Source organism: Pseudomonas sp. PS01297 (assembly GCF_029959305.1).
In the GTDB taxonomy this organism is placed as follows: domain Bacteria; phylum Pseudomonadota; class Gammaproteobacteria; order Pseudomonadales; family Pseudomonadaceae; genus Aquipseudomonas; species Aquipseudomonas helleri.
On the sequence record NZ_JASCPQ010000064.1, the window covers coordinates 1 to 13,708 of the forward strand.

General features: G+C 57.3%; 12 protein-coding genes. 2 read left to right on the forward strand and 10 right to left on the reverse strand.

What is annotated here, in order from left to right; genetic code table 11:
* Positions 1-95: 95 nt before the first annotated feature.
* Positions 96-998, reverse strand: coding sequence for a hypothetical protein (locus tag QMX84_RS18085; protein ID WP_282364442.1), 903 nt, complete (start codon positions 996-998; stop codon positions 96-98).
* A gap of 920 nt (positions 999-1,918) precedes the next feature.
* Between QMX84_RS18085 and QMX84_RS18090 the strand changes: the two genes are divergently transcribed.
* Entirely contained in the window at positions 1,919-2,194 is a 276-nt protein-coding gene (locus QMX84_RS18090) for a helix-turn-helix transcriptional regulator (RefSeq protein WP_282364443.1), read from the forward strand.
* Positions 2,195-2,250: 56 nt separating this feature from the next.
* Here the strand turns inward: QMX84_RS18090 and QMX84_RS18095 are convergent, their stop codons facing one another.
* The 3 genes from QMX84_RS18095 to QMX84_RS18105 are packed head-to-tail and all read right to left on the reverse strand — an operon-like array spanning position 2,251 to position 4,032.
* Entirely contained in the window at positions 2,251-2,931 is a 681-nt protein-coding gene (locus QMX84_RS18095; protein ID WP_282364444.1) for a GNAT family protein, read from the reverse strand.
* Between the two features lie 14 nt (positions 2,932-2,945).
* Positions 2,946-3,398 (reverse strand): GNAT family N-acetyltransferase, encoded by a 453-nt coding sequence (locus QMX84_RS18100; RefSeq protein WP_282364445.1) that lies wholly within the window; start codon positions 3,396-3,398, stop codon positions 2,946-2,948.
* Between the two features lie 4 nt (positions 3,399-3,402).
* Positions 3,403-4,032: an FMN-binding negative transcriptional regulator gene (locus tag QMX84_RS18105; protein ID WP_282364446.1), complete on the reverse strand. Its 630-nt coding sequence runs from the start codon at positions 4,030-4,032 to the stop codon at positions 3,403-3,405.
* 89 nt (positions 4,033-4,121) lie between these two features.
* Here QMX84_RS18105 and QMX84_RS18110 point away from each other — a divergent pair, with 89 nt between their 5' ends.
* Positions 4,122-5,678, forward strand: a complete 1,557-nt coding sequence (locus QMX84_RS18110; protein ID WP_282364447.1) for a PLP-dependent aminotransferase family protein — start codon at positions 4,122-4,124, stop codon at positions 5,676-5,678.
* Positions 5,679-5,786: 108 nt separating this feature from the next.
* On the opposite strand, the gene QMX84_RS18115 is transcribed toward QMX84_RS18110, so the two are convergent.
* The 6 genes from QMX84_RS18115 to aspA all read right to left on the reverse strand — a co-directional run bounded on the left by QMX84_RS18115 (position 5,787) and on the right by aspA (position 13,650).
* On the reverse strand, positions 5,787-6,824 hold the full coding sequence (locus tag QMX84_RS18115; RefSeq protein ID WP_282364448.1) for a histone deacetylase family protein: 1,038 nt from the start codon (positions 6,822-6,824) through the stop codon (positions 5,787-5,789).
* Between the two features lie 152 nt (positions 6,825-6,976).
* Positions 6,977-7,969: an AraC family transcriptional regulator gene (locus tag QMX84_RS18120; protein ID WP_282364449.1), complete on the reverse strand. Its 993-nt coding sequence runs from the start codon at positions 7,967-7,969 to the stop codon at positions 6,977-6,979.
* A 53-nt stretch (positions 7,970-8,022) separates the two neighbouring features.
* Positions 8,023-9,027 (reverse strand): asparaginase, encoded by a 1,005-nt coding sequence (locus QMX84_RS18125; protein WP_282364450.1) that lies wholly within the window; start codon positions 9,025-9,027, stop codon positions 8,023-8,025.
* A 56-nt stretch (positions 9,028-9,083) separates the two neighbouring features.
* The gene (locus QMX84_RS18130) at positions 9,084-10,505 is read right to left on the reverse strand and encodes an alanine/glycine:cation symporter family protein (RefSeq protein ID WP_262125476.1); all 1,422 of its coding nucleotides are present in this window, start codon (positions 10,503-10,505) and stop codon (positions 9,084-9,086) included.
* Between the two features lie 359 nt (positions 10,506-10,864).
* Positions 10,865-11,848 (reverse strand): RHS repeat-associated core domain-containing protein, encoded by a 984-nt coding sequence (locus QMX84_RS18135; protein WP_282364451.1) that lies wholly within the window; start codon positions 11,846-11,848, stop codon positions 10,865-10,867.
* A gap of 377 nt (positions 11,849-12,225) precedes the next feature.
* Positions 12,226-13,650, reverse strand: coding sequence for an aspartate ammonia-lyase (aspA, locus tag QMX84_RS18140; RefSeq protein WP_048373753.1), 1,425 nt, complete (start codon positions 13,648-13,650; stop codon positions 12,226-12,228).
* Positions 13,651-13,708: the final 58 nt, after the last annotated feature.

Sequence of the window (13,708 nt, forward strand, 5' to 3'; positions counted from 1 at the left end):
AGCTTGCCTCGCGATCTTTTTAAGATCAAAAGATCGCGAGGCAAGCTCGCTCCTACGCGGGGGTGAAATCAGGCATTTCGTACGACTTTTCCTTTTCAATTTGTGGAAGTTTGATCGGCGGCAGACTCGATCAGGCCAAGGTACAGCCCTTGGGCGATTAATTTCTCAACGGGGATATTGATCCAGGTGCTAACGCCTTCTTTATCAATCACCGCAGTCAGCACCGCATCGCCAGAGCTCTTGAGGTTCGAGTAAGCGGGAAAGTCCACCTTGTCGATGCCTTGGCGATCCAGCACTGACTGTGCGTGTGCATGCAGCTCATGGGCTGGCATCCAGCCACGCCATGTCCGTTCACCCTCGCTCATTCCAGATGCCATCTGTGCATCCCTCAGGTAGCTGGCCAGAGTGTTCCACGGCGCTTTGAAGTCGTTGCCGTTTAGCGGGTCAGGTAGATCAAATGTCTGGTTGCGAAAATCAATATCGCGCGCTGTCAAATCCAGAAACGCGACCTGACGTTCGATCGAGGTAAATGACCCTGAAGCATCAAAGGCAATATTTGAAAGTGAAAGCCTGTCCAGTGCCCTGAATGGGTTGTTAGAGGCGACGGTGTCGTGCAGCTTTTCGCCGCCGTAGAGCGATGTCAGAAGATAGTTGCTCGCCTGCAGAGACAAAGCGATACGTTGCTGCGTCTGCCCCTTAGGCAACTCCTGTAGCGCCTGCGCCTCTTTGCCGTGGGTGGAGAGTTGCTGGTGAAGGTCTTCCATCAAAGGGTCAAAGCCCTCCGCCGTCGAAGCATTACTGGTTGCAGTGCGGCGTAACAAGGCTGTTATCTCCAGGGCGGCAGCAGACAAAGACACATTGACGCTTGCACCGGCAGGCATCGCTTTAGCTGCTGCAGCGTCTGGGCTCATGGCGGTTGAGCTATCAACCCACTTAATCGTCACGCCTGGGGCAATAGCCCGATTGTTCATCAGAAAATCTGCTCGAATTTCGGTCATAACAATTCCTCTGAATCGGCAAGCCTCGGCAACTCAGGTCTGCAGATCTGGTTTCTTTAGAAGTCATTAAATGCCTGTGTCGAGCAGTACATCGACAGTCTGTTGAGATAACTTTAATAATTAATCTGCAACTGGCGGGTTGCGTTTATTTATTCAGGTAATGCTGATTATTGATGCTCTGAAGTGTTAGTAGTAAAAGGCGAAAGTTGCAGTGTAGTTGTAGGGGATTCTCCATGTAGGGGATTGAAATGTAAGACATGTCGCAGATGTAGCGCCGGTTGATACAGCGCTTTTAGCAAAGCGTGGGCCGGATACATACACTACGTGGGAAGCCGAAAACCTACAGGTAGTCCCAGTCCCTACACGCTTGTAGGTAGCGCTCATCTCTGAAGAGGTTCCCCCAAAATCATATGAGACCGGGAGCGACTGCCCTGGCCCAACAGTGGCTGGAAAAACTCCGGAAGGGGAACTAGATACAAGCTGCAAAACTTCAGGGGTTGAGTTTTGAACGTTTAGGCTGACAGAGTTTGCCTGCACGACACTTGTGCTTAAAACACATCCGTTGAAAAGCGTAAAAAGTAGAGTTTTTTTAAGACGTTGATTTCTCATTTGTGTAGTCCTTAAAGGTGAAGTGACTATTTCATGTGAAACCAGAAAGTAACGTATGTGATCCTTGATATAGAGTATTTGTTTATCGTAAGCGCATTAAGCACTCGATATTCAGCGCAGAGGTAAGCATTAAACAGTAGAACTGCTTTGCTGGGGGGGCGTAAATCTGGCATATGATATCTGCACGTTAATGCAGATTTTTCTTAATAAGGCCTCGTTTATCTGCAATGTATTGCAATTTCAGGATGTGACGGTGGTCGTGAGGATGAATCAAATAGTCTGGACATGTTTCAGCAAGAATGGGGGCTGAAATGACCCTGAGCATTGATGTGCGCCAACTGAAGATCGAGAGCATTGAGGCCGATCTGGCGCAGGGCAAGATCACGCTAGGCCAAGCGGTGAAGCGTTTGAGGGTGGATGTCACGACGCTACAGCAAACCCAGTTCGCCGCGATGTGCAGAATTTCGGTTCGTACGTTGATCCAGATTGAGCACGACGAGGGCAATCCCACGCTCAAATCCTTGAATGCCATCTTTAGGCCATTCGGTCTGCAAATGGGTGTGGTGCGTCGGCCAAGAAAATTTTAAGTCCCTTCTGAACCCAAAAACGCCCAACAGTCCTTGTTGGGCGTATTGATCAAAAATTAATCAGTTAACGCTCTGCATTCTTCAAGCGTCTTGATTTGACCGCTTTTTGGTTGGTTATCCAGTGCCAGCCATTTTTCAAATCCTGTCGCTATAGCTGGCCATTCCGTACTAATAATGCTGTACCACGTGGTATCACGGTTCTTGCCTTTGGCTACCATATGTTGACGAAATACGCCTTCATATGTGTACCCTAATCGTACTGCAGTACGATTGGATCTGGCGTTTTCGCTGTTGCACTTCCATTCCAGGCGGCGGTTGCCCAGGGCGAAGGATTCCTTGGCCAGCAGGTAAGCGGCTTCGGTGCTTTTCGGCGAACGCTGCATCGGCGCGCCGAAGGTGACGTGGCCGATTTCGATGCGCCCGTGCTCGGGCACGATGGACATGAGGCTGAGCATGCCCTGCGCCTGTCCCGAGGCCTGGTCGATGACGGTGTAGTAGTAAGGGTCTTGGCTGGCGGCATTGCTGTTAAGCCACTGGTCAAAGGCCGCGCGCTCCTTGAATGGGCCGTAGGCCAGGTAGTCCCAAAGTTTGGGATCGCCGGCCGGCCCTTCCAAGGCTAGCCATAAATCATCGCCATGGCGCTGTGGATCGAGCTTTTCCAGACGAATGTAACGCCCTTGGATGACGGGGTTGTGTGGGCGCTTGGCGGGTTGCCAGTGTTCTAGAGATTGAGGCATCGCGGGTTCCTTATTTATGACAAGGCTTTGCGAAACTGGATAAAGCCAGGGCGCTCGGCAATCCGTTCGTAAAGTTGGATCGCTGTGGCGTTGGTTTCGTGGGTCAGCCAATGGACTTTGGCGCAATGGTTGTCGCGGGCGGTGGCGTAGACGTGTTCGATCAGCAGGCGACCGGCGCCGGTGCCACGGATTTCGGGGCTGACAAACAGGTCTTGAAGGTAGCAGGAGTTACCGATGCTCCAGTTGGAACGGTGGTAAATGAACTGCACGATGCCCACCGCTTTGTCGCCTTGCCAGGCGATGGCCAGTTGGGTCGGCTCAGCCGGGTCGAGAAAGCGCTGCCAGGTCGACTCGCTGACCTCAGCGGGCAACTCGGTGTTGTAGAAGGTCAAATACGCTTGCCAGAGCGGCAACCACTGGTCGTGATCGGCGGCGGTGGCGGGTTTGATCTGCACGTGCGGGGACATGTTGCTATTCCTTGGCCATTAAGTGAGCGAGGGCGTGGTCGTGTGAATTGGGGTTTGCCAATAACCCGTCGCGCACACCGAGTTGGTCAGCAGTGCTGCGGTTTTGGCTGAGTTTGCGTTTACCGATCAGCCGGGAGATGGGCACGCTGAACCCGACAATGGCCTTGAGCATGTTGTCGATGTAATCGCTAGGGGCGTCGCTGACCGCCCATGGCTCAGGTCTATTGGCTTCATGCTTGCTGCTCAGCCGGCTGACCAATGCCAGCAAGCGGTCGTGATCGTCGAACACGTCAGGCTGGCCATAGGCGTGCACGGCCAAGTAGTTCCAAGTAGGTACCGCTTTACCGTGTTCGGCTTTGCTGGGGTAAAAGGACGGGCTGATGTAGGCCTGTTCGCCAGCAAAAATCACCAGCGCTTCGCCACCTTCAGCCAATGCCTGCCAGTGCGGATTGGCGCGTGCCAGGTGGCCGTACAGCGTACCGTAAGGGCCTTCGTCGGGATCGAGCAGTAGCGGAACATGGCTGGCGATCAGGCCTTGGCTGCCGTGGGTGATCAGCACGGGCAGAGGTGAGGCTTGCATCTGTAGATGCAAGGCAGCGGTGTCGTGTTCAGCGAAGGCGCGGGGTACGTACATAGAAATATTCCTTGGCGAATGACTGCATCCTAGGCAGGCTAATGGTTGGTTGTAAGAGCCATTAATGGTCATTTTTATAGGTCCAATCCATGCCTGATTCAGCGTTATCCATCGCGTTCAATGCGACCGGGATCGAGCTTGATCCGAAGAAGGGCTTGAGCGCCCAGCTGTATCAGGCCTTGCGCCAGCGGGTGTTGGATGGGCGGCTCAACAGCGGTTCGCGGTTGCCGGCCAGTCGCGACTTGGCGGTGGCGCTTGGTGTTTCACGCAACAGCGTGGTGCGGGCCTATGATCAGCTCTATGCCGAAGGGTTTATTGAAGGGCGGGTCGGTGACGGCACTTATGTGGCGCAATTGCCCGAAAAAGCCTTGCCGCTGAAAAAGTTGTCCACCAAGTTACCCACAGGCTTTTCAACAGGGTTATCCACTGGTTTATCCACAAAATCGGTCGATTTACCTGTAATTACATCCAGTAAACTTATCCACAGCGCGGCCTTGGGGAGGGTTATTCAACACCCTTTACCGTTGCCGGCGAAGGGGGCGCCACGGGCTTTTCGGGTGGGGGTTCCGGCCTATGATTTGTTCCCGTTCGAGGTCTGGAGCAAGCTCCAGGCGGCTTTTTGGCGCAAGCCGGACATGCAGCATTTGTGTTACGGCGATCCAGCTGGAGAACAGCGCTTGCGAGAGCTGATTGCCGTCTATTTGCGCACTTCGAGGGGTTTATCCTGCACGTCTGAGCAAATTTTGATCACCAGTGGCGCACAGCAAGGAATTAGCCTTTGTGCACAGCTGTTGGTGGAGCCCGGTTGTGGGGTGGCTGTGGAAAACCCCGGGTACCGCGCGGCGGCGCAGGCTTTTGCGATTGCCGGGGCCAGGGTGCAAGGTGTTGCGGTCGATCACGAAGGCATGGACTGCGCGGCGCTGGCGGGTTTGCACGACTGCACGCTGGCTTACGTGACCCCGTCGCATCAGTACCCCACCGGCGTCACCATGAGCCTGGCCCGGCGCCTGGAGTTGCTGGCGTGGGCCGAGCGCACCCAGGGCTGGATCATCGAAGACGACTACGACGGCGAATACCGCTATAGCGGCGCGCCCTTGGCCCCGCTGGCGGCGCTGGATCGTCAGGGGCGGGTGATCTATGTGGGCACGTTCGGCAAGGTGGCGTTCCCGGCGCTGCGTCTGGGGTATGTGGTGTTGCCGCCTGCGCTGGTTGAGCCCTTTGCTCAACGGCGGGCGCTGGATATGCGCCATTCAGAGGTCAGTACGCAGGTGGTGATGGCGGAGTTCATGGCCGCCGGGCATTTCCAGCGCCATATCAGGCGCATGCGCCGGGCTGCGCTGGCGCGACGCAATGCCTTGCTGGCGGATTGGCCTACTGATATCCCCGGGCTGGGCGCCGCGCCCAGTGTGGCGGCGGGTTTGCACATGAGCGTGCAGGTTTCAAGCGTTGAGCGTGAGCACACCTTGTTGGCGCAGGCTGAGCAGGTTGGGGTTGAGATCAACGGTTTAAGCCGTTATTGGCTGGACGATTCGGTCGAGCCTGTGGATAAACGTGCGGGGCTGGTGCTGGGCTTTGCGGCGGTGCCGGAGGCGGAAATCAAAGCGGCGCTAATGCGGTTGAAAAGGGCGTGGAAGAAAACCCTGTAGCCGCTGACGAGCTACGAGGCTGCGATGGGTTGCGCAGCGACCCCAAAGGCGGTCCTGCGGCCCGCATCGCAGCCTCGTACCTCGGCAGCGGCTACAAGGGCTGTGCCGTTACGCCTTAGCTAACTTCAGAAAACCTTCCAACACGTTGACCGCGTTCACGCCGATTTCCTCTACCGCGTAACCGCCTTCCATCACGAACAAGGTCGGTTTGCCCAGGCGGGCAATGCGTTCGCCCATGAGCAGGTAGTCCGGGCTGTCGAGTTTGAACTGGGATATCGGATCGCTTTTGAAGGTGTCCACACCGAGCGATACCACCACCACATCAGCTTCGTAGTGCTCGATCTCGCTGCAGGCTTGTTCCAGTGCAGTACTCCAGCGATCCCAGCCTGAGCCAGCCTCCAGCGGGTAGTTAAAGTTGAAGCCTTCCCCCGCGCCTTCGCCCAGCTCATCGGCATAGCCCAGAAAGAACGGGAACTCGGCTTCAGGGTGCCCGTGAATCGAGGTGAACAGCACGTCATCGCGTTCATAAAAGATCGACTGGGTGCCGTTGCCGTGGTGGTAGTCCACGTCGAGGATGGCGACTTTGCTGCGGCCCTGGTCGAGGAAGGCCTGAGCGGCAATGGCGGCGTTGTTGAGGTAGCAATAACCGCCCATCAAGTCGCTGGCGGCGTGGTGCCCAGGCGGACGGCACAGGGCGAATGCGCTGTGGGCGCCGTTCTGTATGGCCGCTTGCGCCGTCAGTGCAACTTGCGCTGCGCTGTAGGCCGCCCGCCAAGTGCCCGCGGTAATCGGCGCGCCACCGTCAAAGCTGTAATAACCCAACTGGCCATGCAGGCTGGTGGGGACAACGGCGCGCAGTGTACGGGCTGGCCACGTGTAGGGGAGCAAGTCGCCGTCTTTGCCGTGTTCGAGCCAGCGGTCCCAGGCTCCCTGGAAAAAGTCCAGGTAGGCCTCGCTGTGAATACGCTGGATCGGGTCGCGGCCAAAGTCGTGGGGGCCTTGCACCGGGCCCAGCTCACGGTTTTTGACCCGTTGCAGAATGTGGTCCGCGCGCGAGGGCATTTCGAAGCAAGGCAGCAATTGCCCGTCTATCAACTCGCAGCGGCCATGGTGCAGATGGTGGTCGTCTGAATAGATAGTCAGCATTTTTCTTGTTCTCCGTAGGCTAGATCGGTGACCTACAGTTTTGCGGCGCTGGCGGTTTCAGAGAACGACAGGAGCGGCCAAAAGGAGATCAATATGGCCGAAATAACTGTCCGAAATTCGCCCCTTTTCAGGGCGCGCTGCTCCCTGTTGGCTCATGCCCGAAACTGGCTGGGCGACACGCCACTCCAGCGAACAAAGGCATGGCGAAAGCTCGCCGTTTCGCTAAAGCCCAAGGTGTCGGCGATGCGGTAGATCGGCCATTCGGTCTCGTGGAGTAACAACTTGGCGCGCTCAAAGCGCAGTTCGTCGAGTAACTCCTGATAGCTGCAGCCCGCGTCATGCAGGTGGCGGCGCAAGGTGCGTGGCGAGCAATTCATTTGCTCGGCCAGCCCTTCAAGCCCCGGCGCGGCATTCAGTTGGGCGGCGAGCAACTGGCGGATCCGCGACAGCCAGGTTTGGCGCCCGGTGAATTCCAGGTTCTGTTTGCGGCAGCGCTCCGCCATGGCCTGGTGGGTGATGGTATTGGCCAGCGGCAGCGGGTATTCCAGCCAGTGCCTGGCAAAGGCGAACGCGTTGTCCGCTGCATCAAACAGACGCGGGCAATTGAAGGTGTGCTGGTAGCGGGCGTGGTAATCCGGCTTGCTGTGGGCAAAGCGCGCGGCGAGCAAAGGCAGCGGCTGGCCGATCAAGTCTTCGCAAATGACCTTGAGCGAGACAAGGCACAGCTGTGCGTTGAACACGGCCAGTTGCGGGTCTTCATGGTAGTGATCTGCACAGAACCAGACCTGATCGTCCTCGACCTTAAGGCTAAGCTCAAAGAGTGTTCCCAGCAGTGCCGGGTAGCGTAAAGCCAAGCGCAAAGCGTCACCTAAGGTGGCACTGGTGAGTAGGGCGTAACCCAGCATGCCGTAGGACGACACATGCATGCGCCGTCCCAGTTCCAGGCCGATTTCACGGCGCAAGGCCACGGCGTTGGCGCAGACGCGCATTTCTTGGTTGGTGGTGATGCGAATGTCAGCGCGGTTCAAGTCCGCGGCCCGTATGCCGCTACCGGCCAATAAGGCCTCGCTCGGCAAGCCTTCGGCCTCGAAGGTGCTGAGCACCAGCGATACGGCATTTAGCGTGGTGAGATGTGAGTGCAGCATGTTCGCTTCCTGCGTGGGGACACAGGAAGCGAGCAAGTTGTGTGCCGGGGGCGTTAAGCCAACTCACCACACAGGTCCCGTTCAACCAGGTGGCGCACGTCAGCGGCGGGCAAACCCGAGCCCAGCAACGCCTGCAGCTTGCCGAACGCGGCTTCACGGGTCATGCCGCCGCCCGACAGCACGCCAGCCCCGCGCAAGCGGCTACCGGCTTCGTACACGTCCAGCTCAACTCCGCCTTCGTGGCACTGGGTGATGGCGACCACAACGATGCCGTTTTCGTACGCCTGTTGCAGGCTTGCGAGGAACGCCGGGTTGTCGCTGGGGCCGGTGCCGCTGCCGAAACACTCCAGCACCAGGGCTTCAATCCCGCTGTTGAGCATGGCATCCAGCTGGGCGGCACCAATGCCGGGGACCAGCGGCAATACACCGACACGGGCTTCTTGCTTGGGCTGTTGATAACTCAGCGCTGCTGGCAGTGATTCGGCCTTGGTGCCGCCGCCGTTGCGCTTGAGCGCTACAAACGGGTTGCGGCCGAAGCTGCGCACTTTGGCGCAGTGGGTCGGGTCCAGCAGTTCGTCGTGGAAGTACAGCTGCACGCCGTAGGGCTGACCTTGGGCAAGCGCGCTCAAGGCACCGCTGACGTTTGGCCAGGCATCGCTGTCGGGCACGCCCGCAGGCAGCATCGAGCCGGTGAACAGTACCGGGGCCTGCAAGCCCAGCAGTTGAAAGCACATGGCCGCAGCGCTGTAGGCCAGGGTATCGGTGCCATGCAGGACAAGCACTGAGTCGCAGCCATCCTGTTCGACAGCCTCAATGATTGCGCTGCGCAGGCGCAGCCAGTAGGCGGGTGTCATGTTGGCGCTGTCGATCAGCGGGCTCATTTCACGAAAGCGCCATTGCGGTATCTGCACGTGCGGTTGGCTGGCGAGGAAGTCGCGCATGCGCGCTTCAAAGCCGGATGCAGGCGCCAGGCCGCTGGCGCTGGCTTGCATGCCGATGGTGCCGCCGGTGTAGAGCACCATGACGCGCTGGGCAGGATGAAGAGTGGCTGCAGTCATTCAGGAGTCCCCATAAGCAAAAACGCGGCGGTTCTGTCAGAACCGCCGCGTTGATATTAGCGTTTTGTTTCTTCGGTCTTGGCGGGCGGCAGAGGCGGCCAAGCCTTCAGGTCCAGATCCAGGTCCGGGAATTTGCTGGAATCGAAGACGGGCACTTTGATACCCGCGCTACGCTGGTCATCGTAGTCCTTGAGCACGCGCATGCATATCTTGAACAGCATCGCCAGGGCGATCAGGTTCACGAAGGCCAGCAAGGTCATGGTGATGTCCGCGAAGGCGAAGACGGTTTCCAGGTTCTCAATCGAGCCCCACACAATCAACACCAGCACCAGAGCGCGATAACCCATCAACGCCTTGCGGCTTTCACCGACCAGAAAGCGCAGGTTGTTTTCGCCCAGGTAGTAGTTGTAGAGCATCGAGGTGAACACGAACAACGCCAGTGCCACGCTGATGAACACGCGGCCCCATTCGCCCACGACCGCGGCCAGCGAGTTTTGCGTCAGGGCAATGCCGTCGCCTTCAAAGCCCGGGGTGTAGAAGCCGGACAGCAGAATCAGCAGTGCGGTGCAGGTGCAGATCACGAAGGTGTCGAGGAACACGCTGAACGCCTGAACCACGCCTTGGGCGATCGGGTGTTCCACGTCTGCCACGGCGGCCACGTTCGGGGCGCTGCCCAAACCGGCTTCGTTGGCGAATACGCCACGTTTTATGCCCATCACGATGGCGCTGCCGATCATGCCGCCAAACACCGGGTCCATGCCGAAGGCACTTTTCACGATGTGGCCGAGCATGGCGGGGACTTGGTCGAATTGCAGCACGATCACGTAAACGGTGACGGCGATGTACGCCAGAGTTTTGACCGGAACCAGCAGGTCGGCAACCGAAGCAATACGCTTGATGCCGCCGATAAACACCAGACCCAGCAGCACGGCAATGGCCACGCCGGTGTAGTTGACGTCAAAACCGAAGGCGTTTTGCAGCGAGTGGGTAACGGCGTGCGCCTGCAGGCCCATAAAGGCAAAGCCGAAGGTGATCAGCAGCAGGACCGCCATCAACTTGCCCATCCAGATTTTGCCCAGGCCGTACTTCATATAAAAGGACGGGCCGCCGCGCAGTTGGCCTTCCGCGTCGCGACGCTTGTACAACTGGCCCAACGAACATTCGATCAGGCTGCTGGACATGCCGACCAGTGCGGTCACCCACATCCAGAACACGGCACCGGGGCCACCCAGGGTCACGGCAATGCCGACACCGGCAATGTTGCCCGCGCCTACACGGCCCGCCAGGCTCAGCATCAGCGCTTGAAACGAGCTGAGTTGGCCGGCGCTGCTGCGCAAGCTGTCTTTAAACACTGCAAACATGTGCAGGAAGTAACGGAGCTGAACGAAACGCGAGCGGATCGTGAAGTAGCCACCGAGCCCAACCATGAGCACGATTAGTACTTTCCCTGAGAGGAAGTCATTGATGACTTCTAGCATGGATTATTCCTCGCTGTTTTTATCTGAAGGCAAAACGGCCGGATCAGGGTTACCCATTACGCCCGTCAAGTCAGGGCATAAAGCTAGGTAATCAAGGGGGTCCTGGCCATGTTGCTGCTTGGTTTACGATGCTGTTTCCGCACTGCCGATGGCCGCTGTTGCAGGGCCCATGCACGGGAAGAGGGGCGGCACTATACCTAGGAGTGTAGGAAGCGTCTCTATAAGTGACTGATTTTTCATGTGTCAGTCGCCAAACGGACGCCTTTGAAGCACCGCGCAAAGCCTATTCACGCAGATTTGCGCTGTGTTGATCGGGCATCCATGCCAAACGATATGTGGCCTCGGCAAGAGGTCCAAGTTTATAGGCGGATCAATCTAACGCTAAGAGATGTTGGCGGGGTAGTTAGCTTAATGCCCCATTGACCCGTGCGAGCAAGATTATAGATCGGGAGTATGGCTGTGGGGGGCGTAGTGCTTGGTGTTAGCCTTATCAGCCATTCGTCAAGCGCTGCATGGTTCTCAATTGGCGCGAGAGGGGATTTGTTTCTCGTACTAGGCGTTTGTTGAAGGGGGGCGGGCACTTTCGGCTGTTTTCGAGGTGATGCAGGTCTGCTGACGGGAATGTCTTTTATTGCCGAAGTGGCTTTTGTTGAGGTGTTTGTAGGAGGGCGGGGCGTTTTATTATTTGCTTTTTTAGCCAGTGAGGCGGCTGTCTTTTTTGTTGTTGCGGTCGTTTTTTGTACGCTGCCTATAGCTTTTTTAACTCTGGAAAGACTGCTGGATACATCTCTCTGGTTGAAGAGTTTGCGCATTATCAAGAATAGCTTTGCATGCCCCGATGGATCCCCGTAATTGATCGGATCGTTGTCGCAGTACGCATAAGCATTAAATCCACCCTCTTCGAACGGGCTTGACGAATCCGGGCTGTTAAATCGCATCAGTGTCGGGTTGTAAGCTCGATAGCCCTGCCCCAATAGATAATGGCCCGTCAGGGGATCCGGGGAGGCACCATTGAAGCCCAGCAGCAAGCCGTGCATTAGTTCGAGCGATTCATAGCCAAACGGGTTAAAGCTGCGTGTTATGGCACGCTCTTGGGTGACGCCTTCAATCACAGAGCCCTGTATGTCGGTGGCTAATAACGTTGTGGTGTTAACGCCTTGTTCTTGCTGATGCTGTGCAAGGACATGAGTGTCATGTTGAAACACACAGCATGTGCGCTCGTCCTTGATTTCTGTGGTGATACGAGCGCCTTGATAGAAGCGCTTTCCCGAGGGCGTACCGATCAGGCGATCAAGAGGGTCGTAGCTATAAATAACTGCGGTTTTTGTTGAAGGCTGATTCATAGCCACTCACCGAGGGTCGGGAAAGACGTTCCAGTTGTAGTTCTTTTCGCATGGAATGACTACCTGGCAGAACTGCTAGGTGCTACTTGTGCTGAGTCAGGGTTTTTCACTTTTAGACCAATAGGGCGCTGAACAACGTTCGAACTCCCAATTTATCCTTGCTGTGTAGTCGGACGTAGTCTCGCGGCGCTCGCCAGCGGCTACGTAAACGTTAATTACACTCAAATCCCAGGCAAAAAAAAGGGCTTGCAGATGTGTCTGCAAGCCCTCAAAAGGTGAGAGGTGTCTAGTCCCTCGACCTGGTGAGCTTCAGTTCTGGCGCAAAGTGCCTGCGCTTCTTTGCTCGGCGACTTTGAGCTCAGAACTGATGAATGGCGTTAGTCCTTCAAAGGCACCAAACGCGGGGCAATCATGTTTTCCGGGCGCAGGATGTCGTCGAGCATGGCGTCGTCGAGCAAGCCTTCTTCGCGCACCAGTTCCAGTACGCCGCGGCCGCTTTCAAGGGCGATACGGGCGATACGGGTGGCGTTTTTGTAGCCGATGTACGGGTTCAGTGCGGTAACCAGGCCGATCGAGTGTTCGACAAGTTCACGGCAGCGTGCTTCGTTGGCGGTGATGCCGACGATGCAGTGCTCGCGCAGCATGTCCATGGCGCGTTGCAGCAGGCGGATCGAGTCGAGCACCTTGAAGGCGATCAGCGGCTCCATCACGTTCAGTTGCAGTTGGCCGCCTTCGGCTGCCATGGTTAGCGCCAAGTCGTTACCGATGACCTGGAACGCCACCTGGTTAACCGCTTCCGGAATAACCGGGTTGACCTTGCCGGGCATGATCGAGCTGCCTGGCTGACGCGCTGGCAGGTTGATTTCGTTGATGCCGGTGCGTGGGCCGCTGGACAGCAGACGCAGGTCGTTGCAGATCTTCGACAGCTTGACCGCGGTGCGCTTGAGCATGCCGGAGAACAGCACGAAGGCGCCCATGTCGGAGGTGGCTTCGATCAGGTCGGCGGCCGGTACCAGCGGTTGACCGCTGATCAGTGCCAGACGCTGTACGGCCAGCGCTTGGTAGCGCGGGTCAGCGTTGATGCCGGTACCGATCGCGGTGCCGCCCAGGTTCACTTCAGTCAGCAGTTCCGGGGCCAGCGTCTTCAGACGGGCCAGGTCTTCGCCCATGGTGGTGGCGAAGGCACGGAATTCTTGACCCAAGGTCATCGGCACGGCGTCTTGCAGTTGGGTACGACCCATCTTCAGGACGTGGTTGAATTCAACACCCTTGGCGGCGAAGGCCTGAATCAGGCTGTCGAGGCTGGCCAGCAGGGCGTCGTGACCCAGCAGCAGACCCAGACGGATTGCGGTCGGGTAAGCATCGTTGGTCGACTGCGCCATGTTGACGTCGTCGTTCGGGTGCAGGTACTGGTACTCGCCTTTCTGGTGACCCATTGCTTCGAGAGCAATGTTAGCGATCACTTCGTTGGCGTTCATGTTGGTGGAGGTACCGGCACCACCTTGAATCATGTCGACCACGAATTCTTCGTGGAAGTCACCGCGGATCAATCGTGCACAGGCTTCGCTGATGGCGGCGTGCTTGGCAGCGCTCAGATGCCCCAATTCACGGTTGGCGTCTGCAGCGGCCTGTTTGACCATTGCCAGACCGACAACCAGTTTTGGGTAATGCGAAATCGGAACGCCCGAGAGGCGGAAGTTATTCACCGCTCGCAGGGTCTGGATGCCGTAATACGCTTGAGCCGGTACTTCGAGGGCGCCAAGCAGGTCGTTTTCTGTGCGGAATGATGCAGCGGAGGACATGATAGAAATCATCTCGATATGGACCCGGTCTGGGCCGGAACGCTGCGAATCCTAGGCT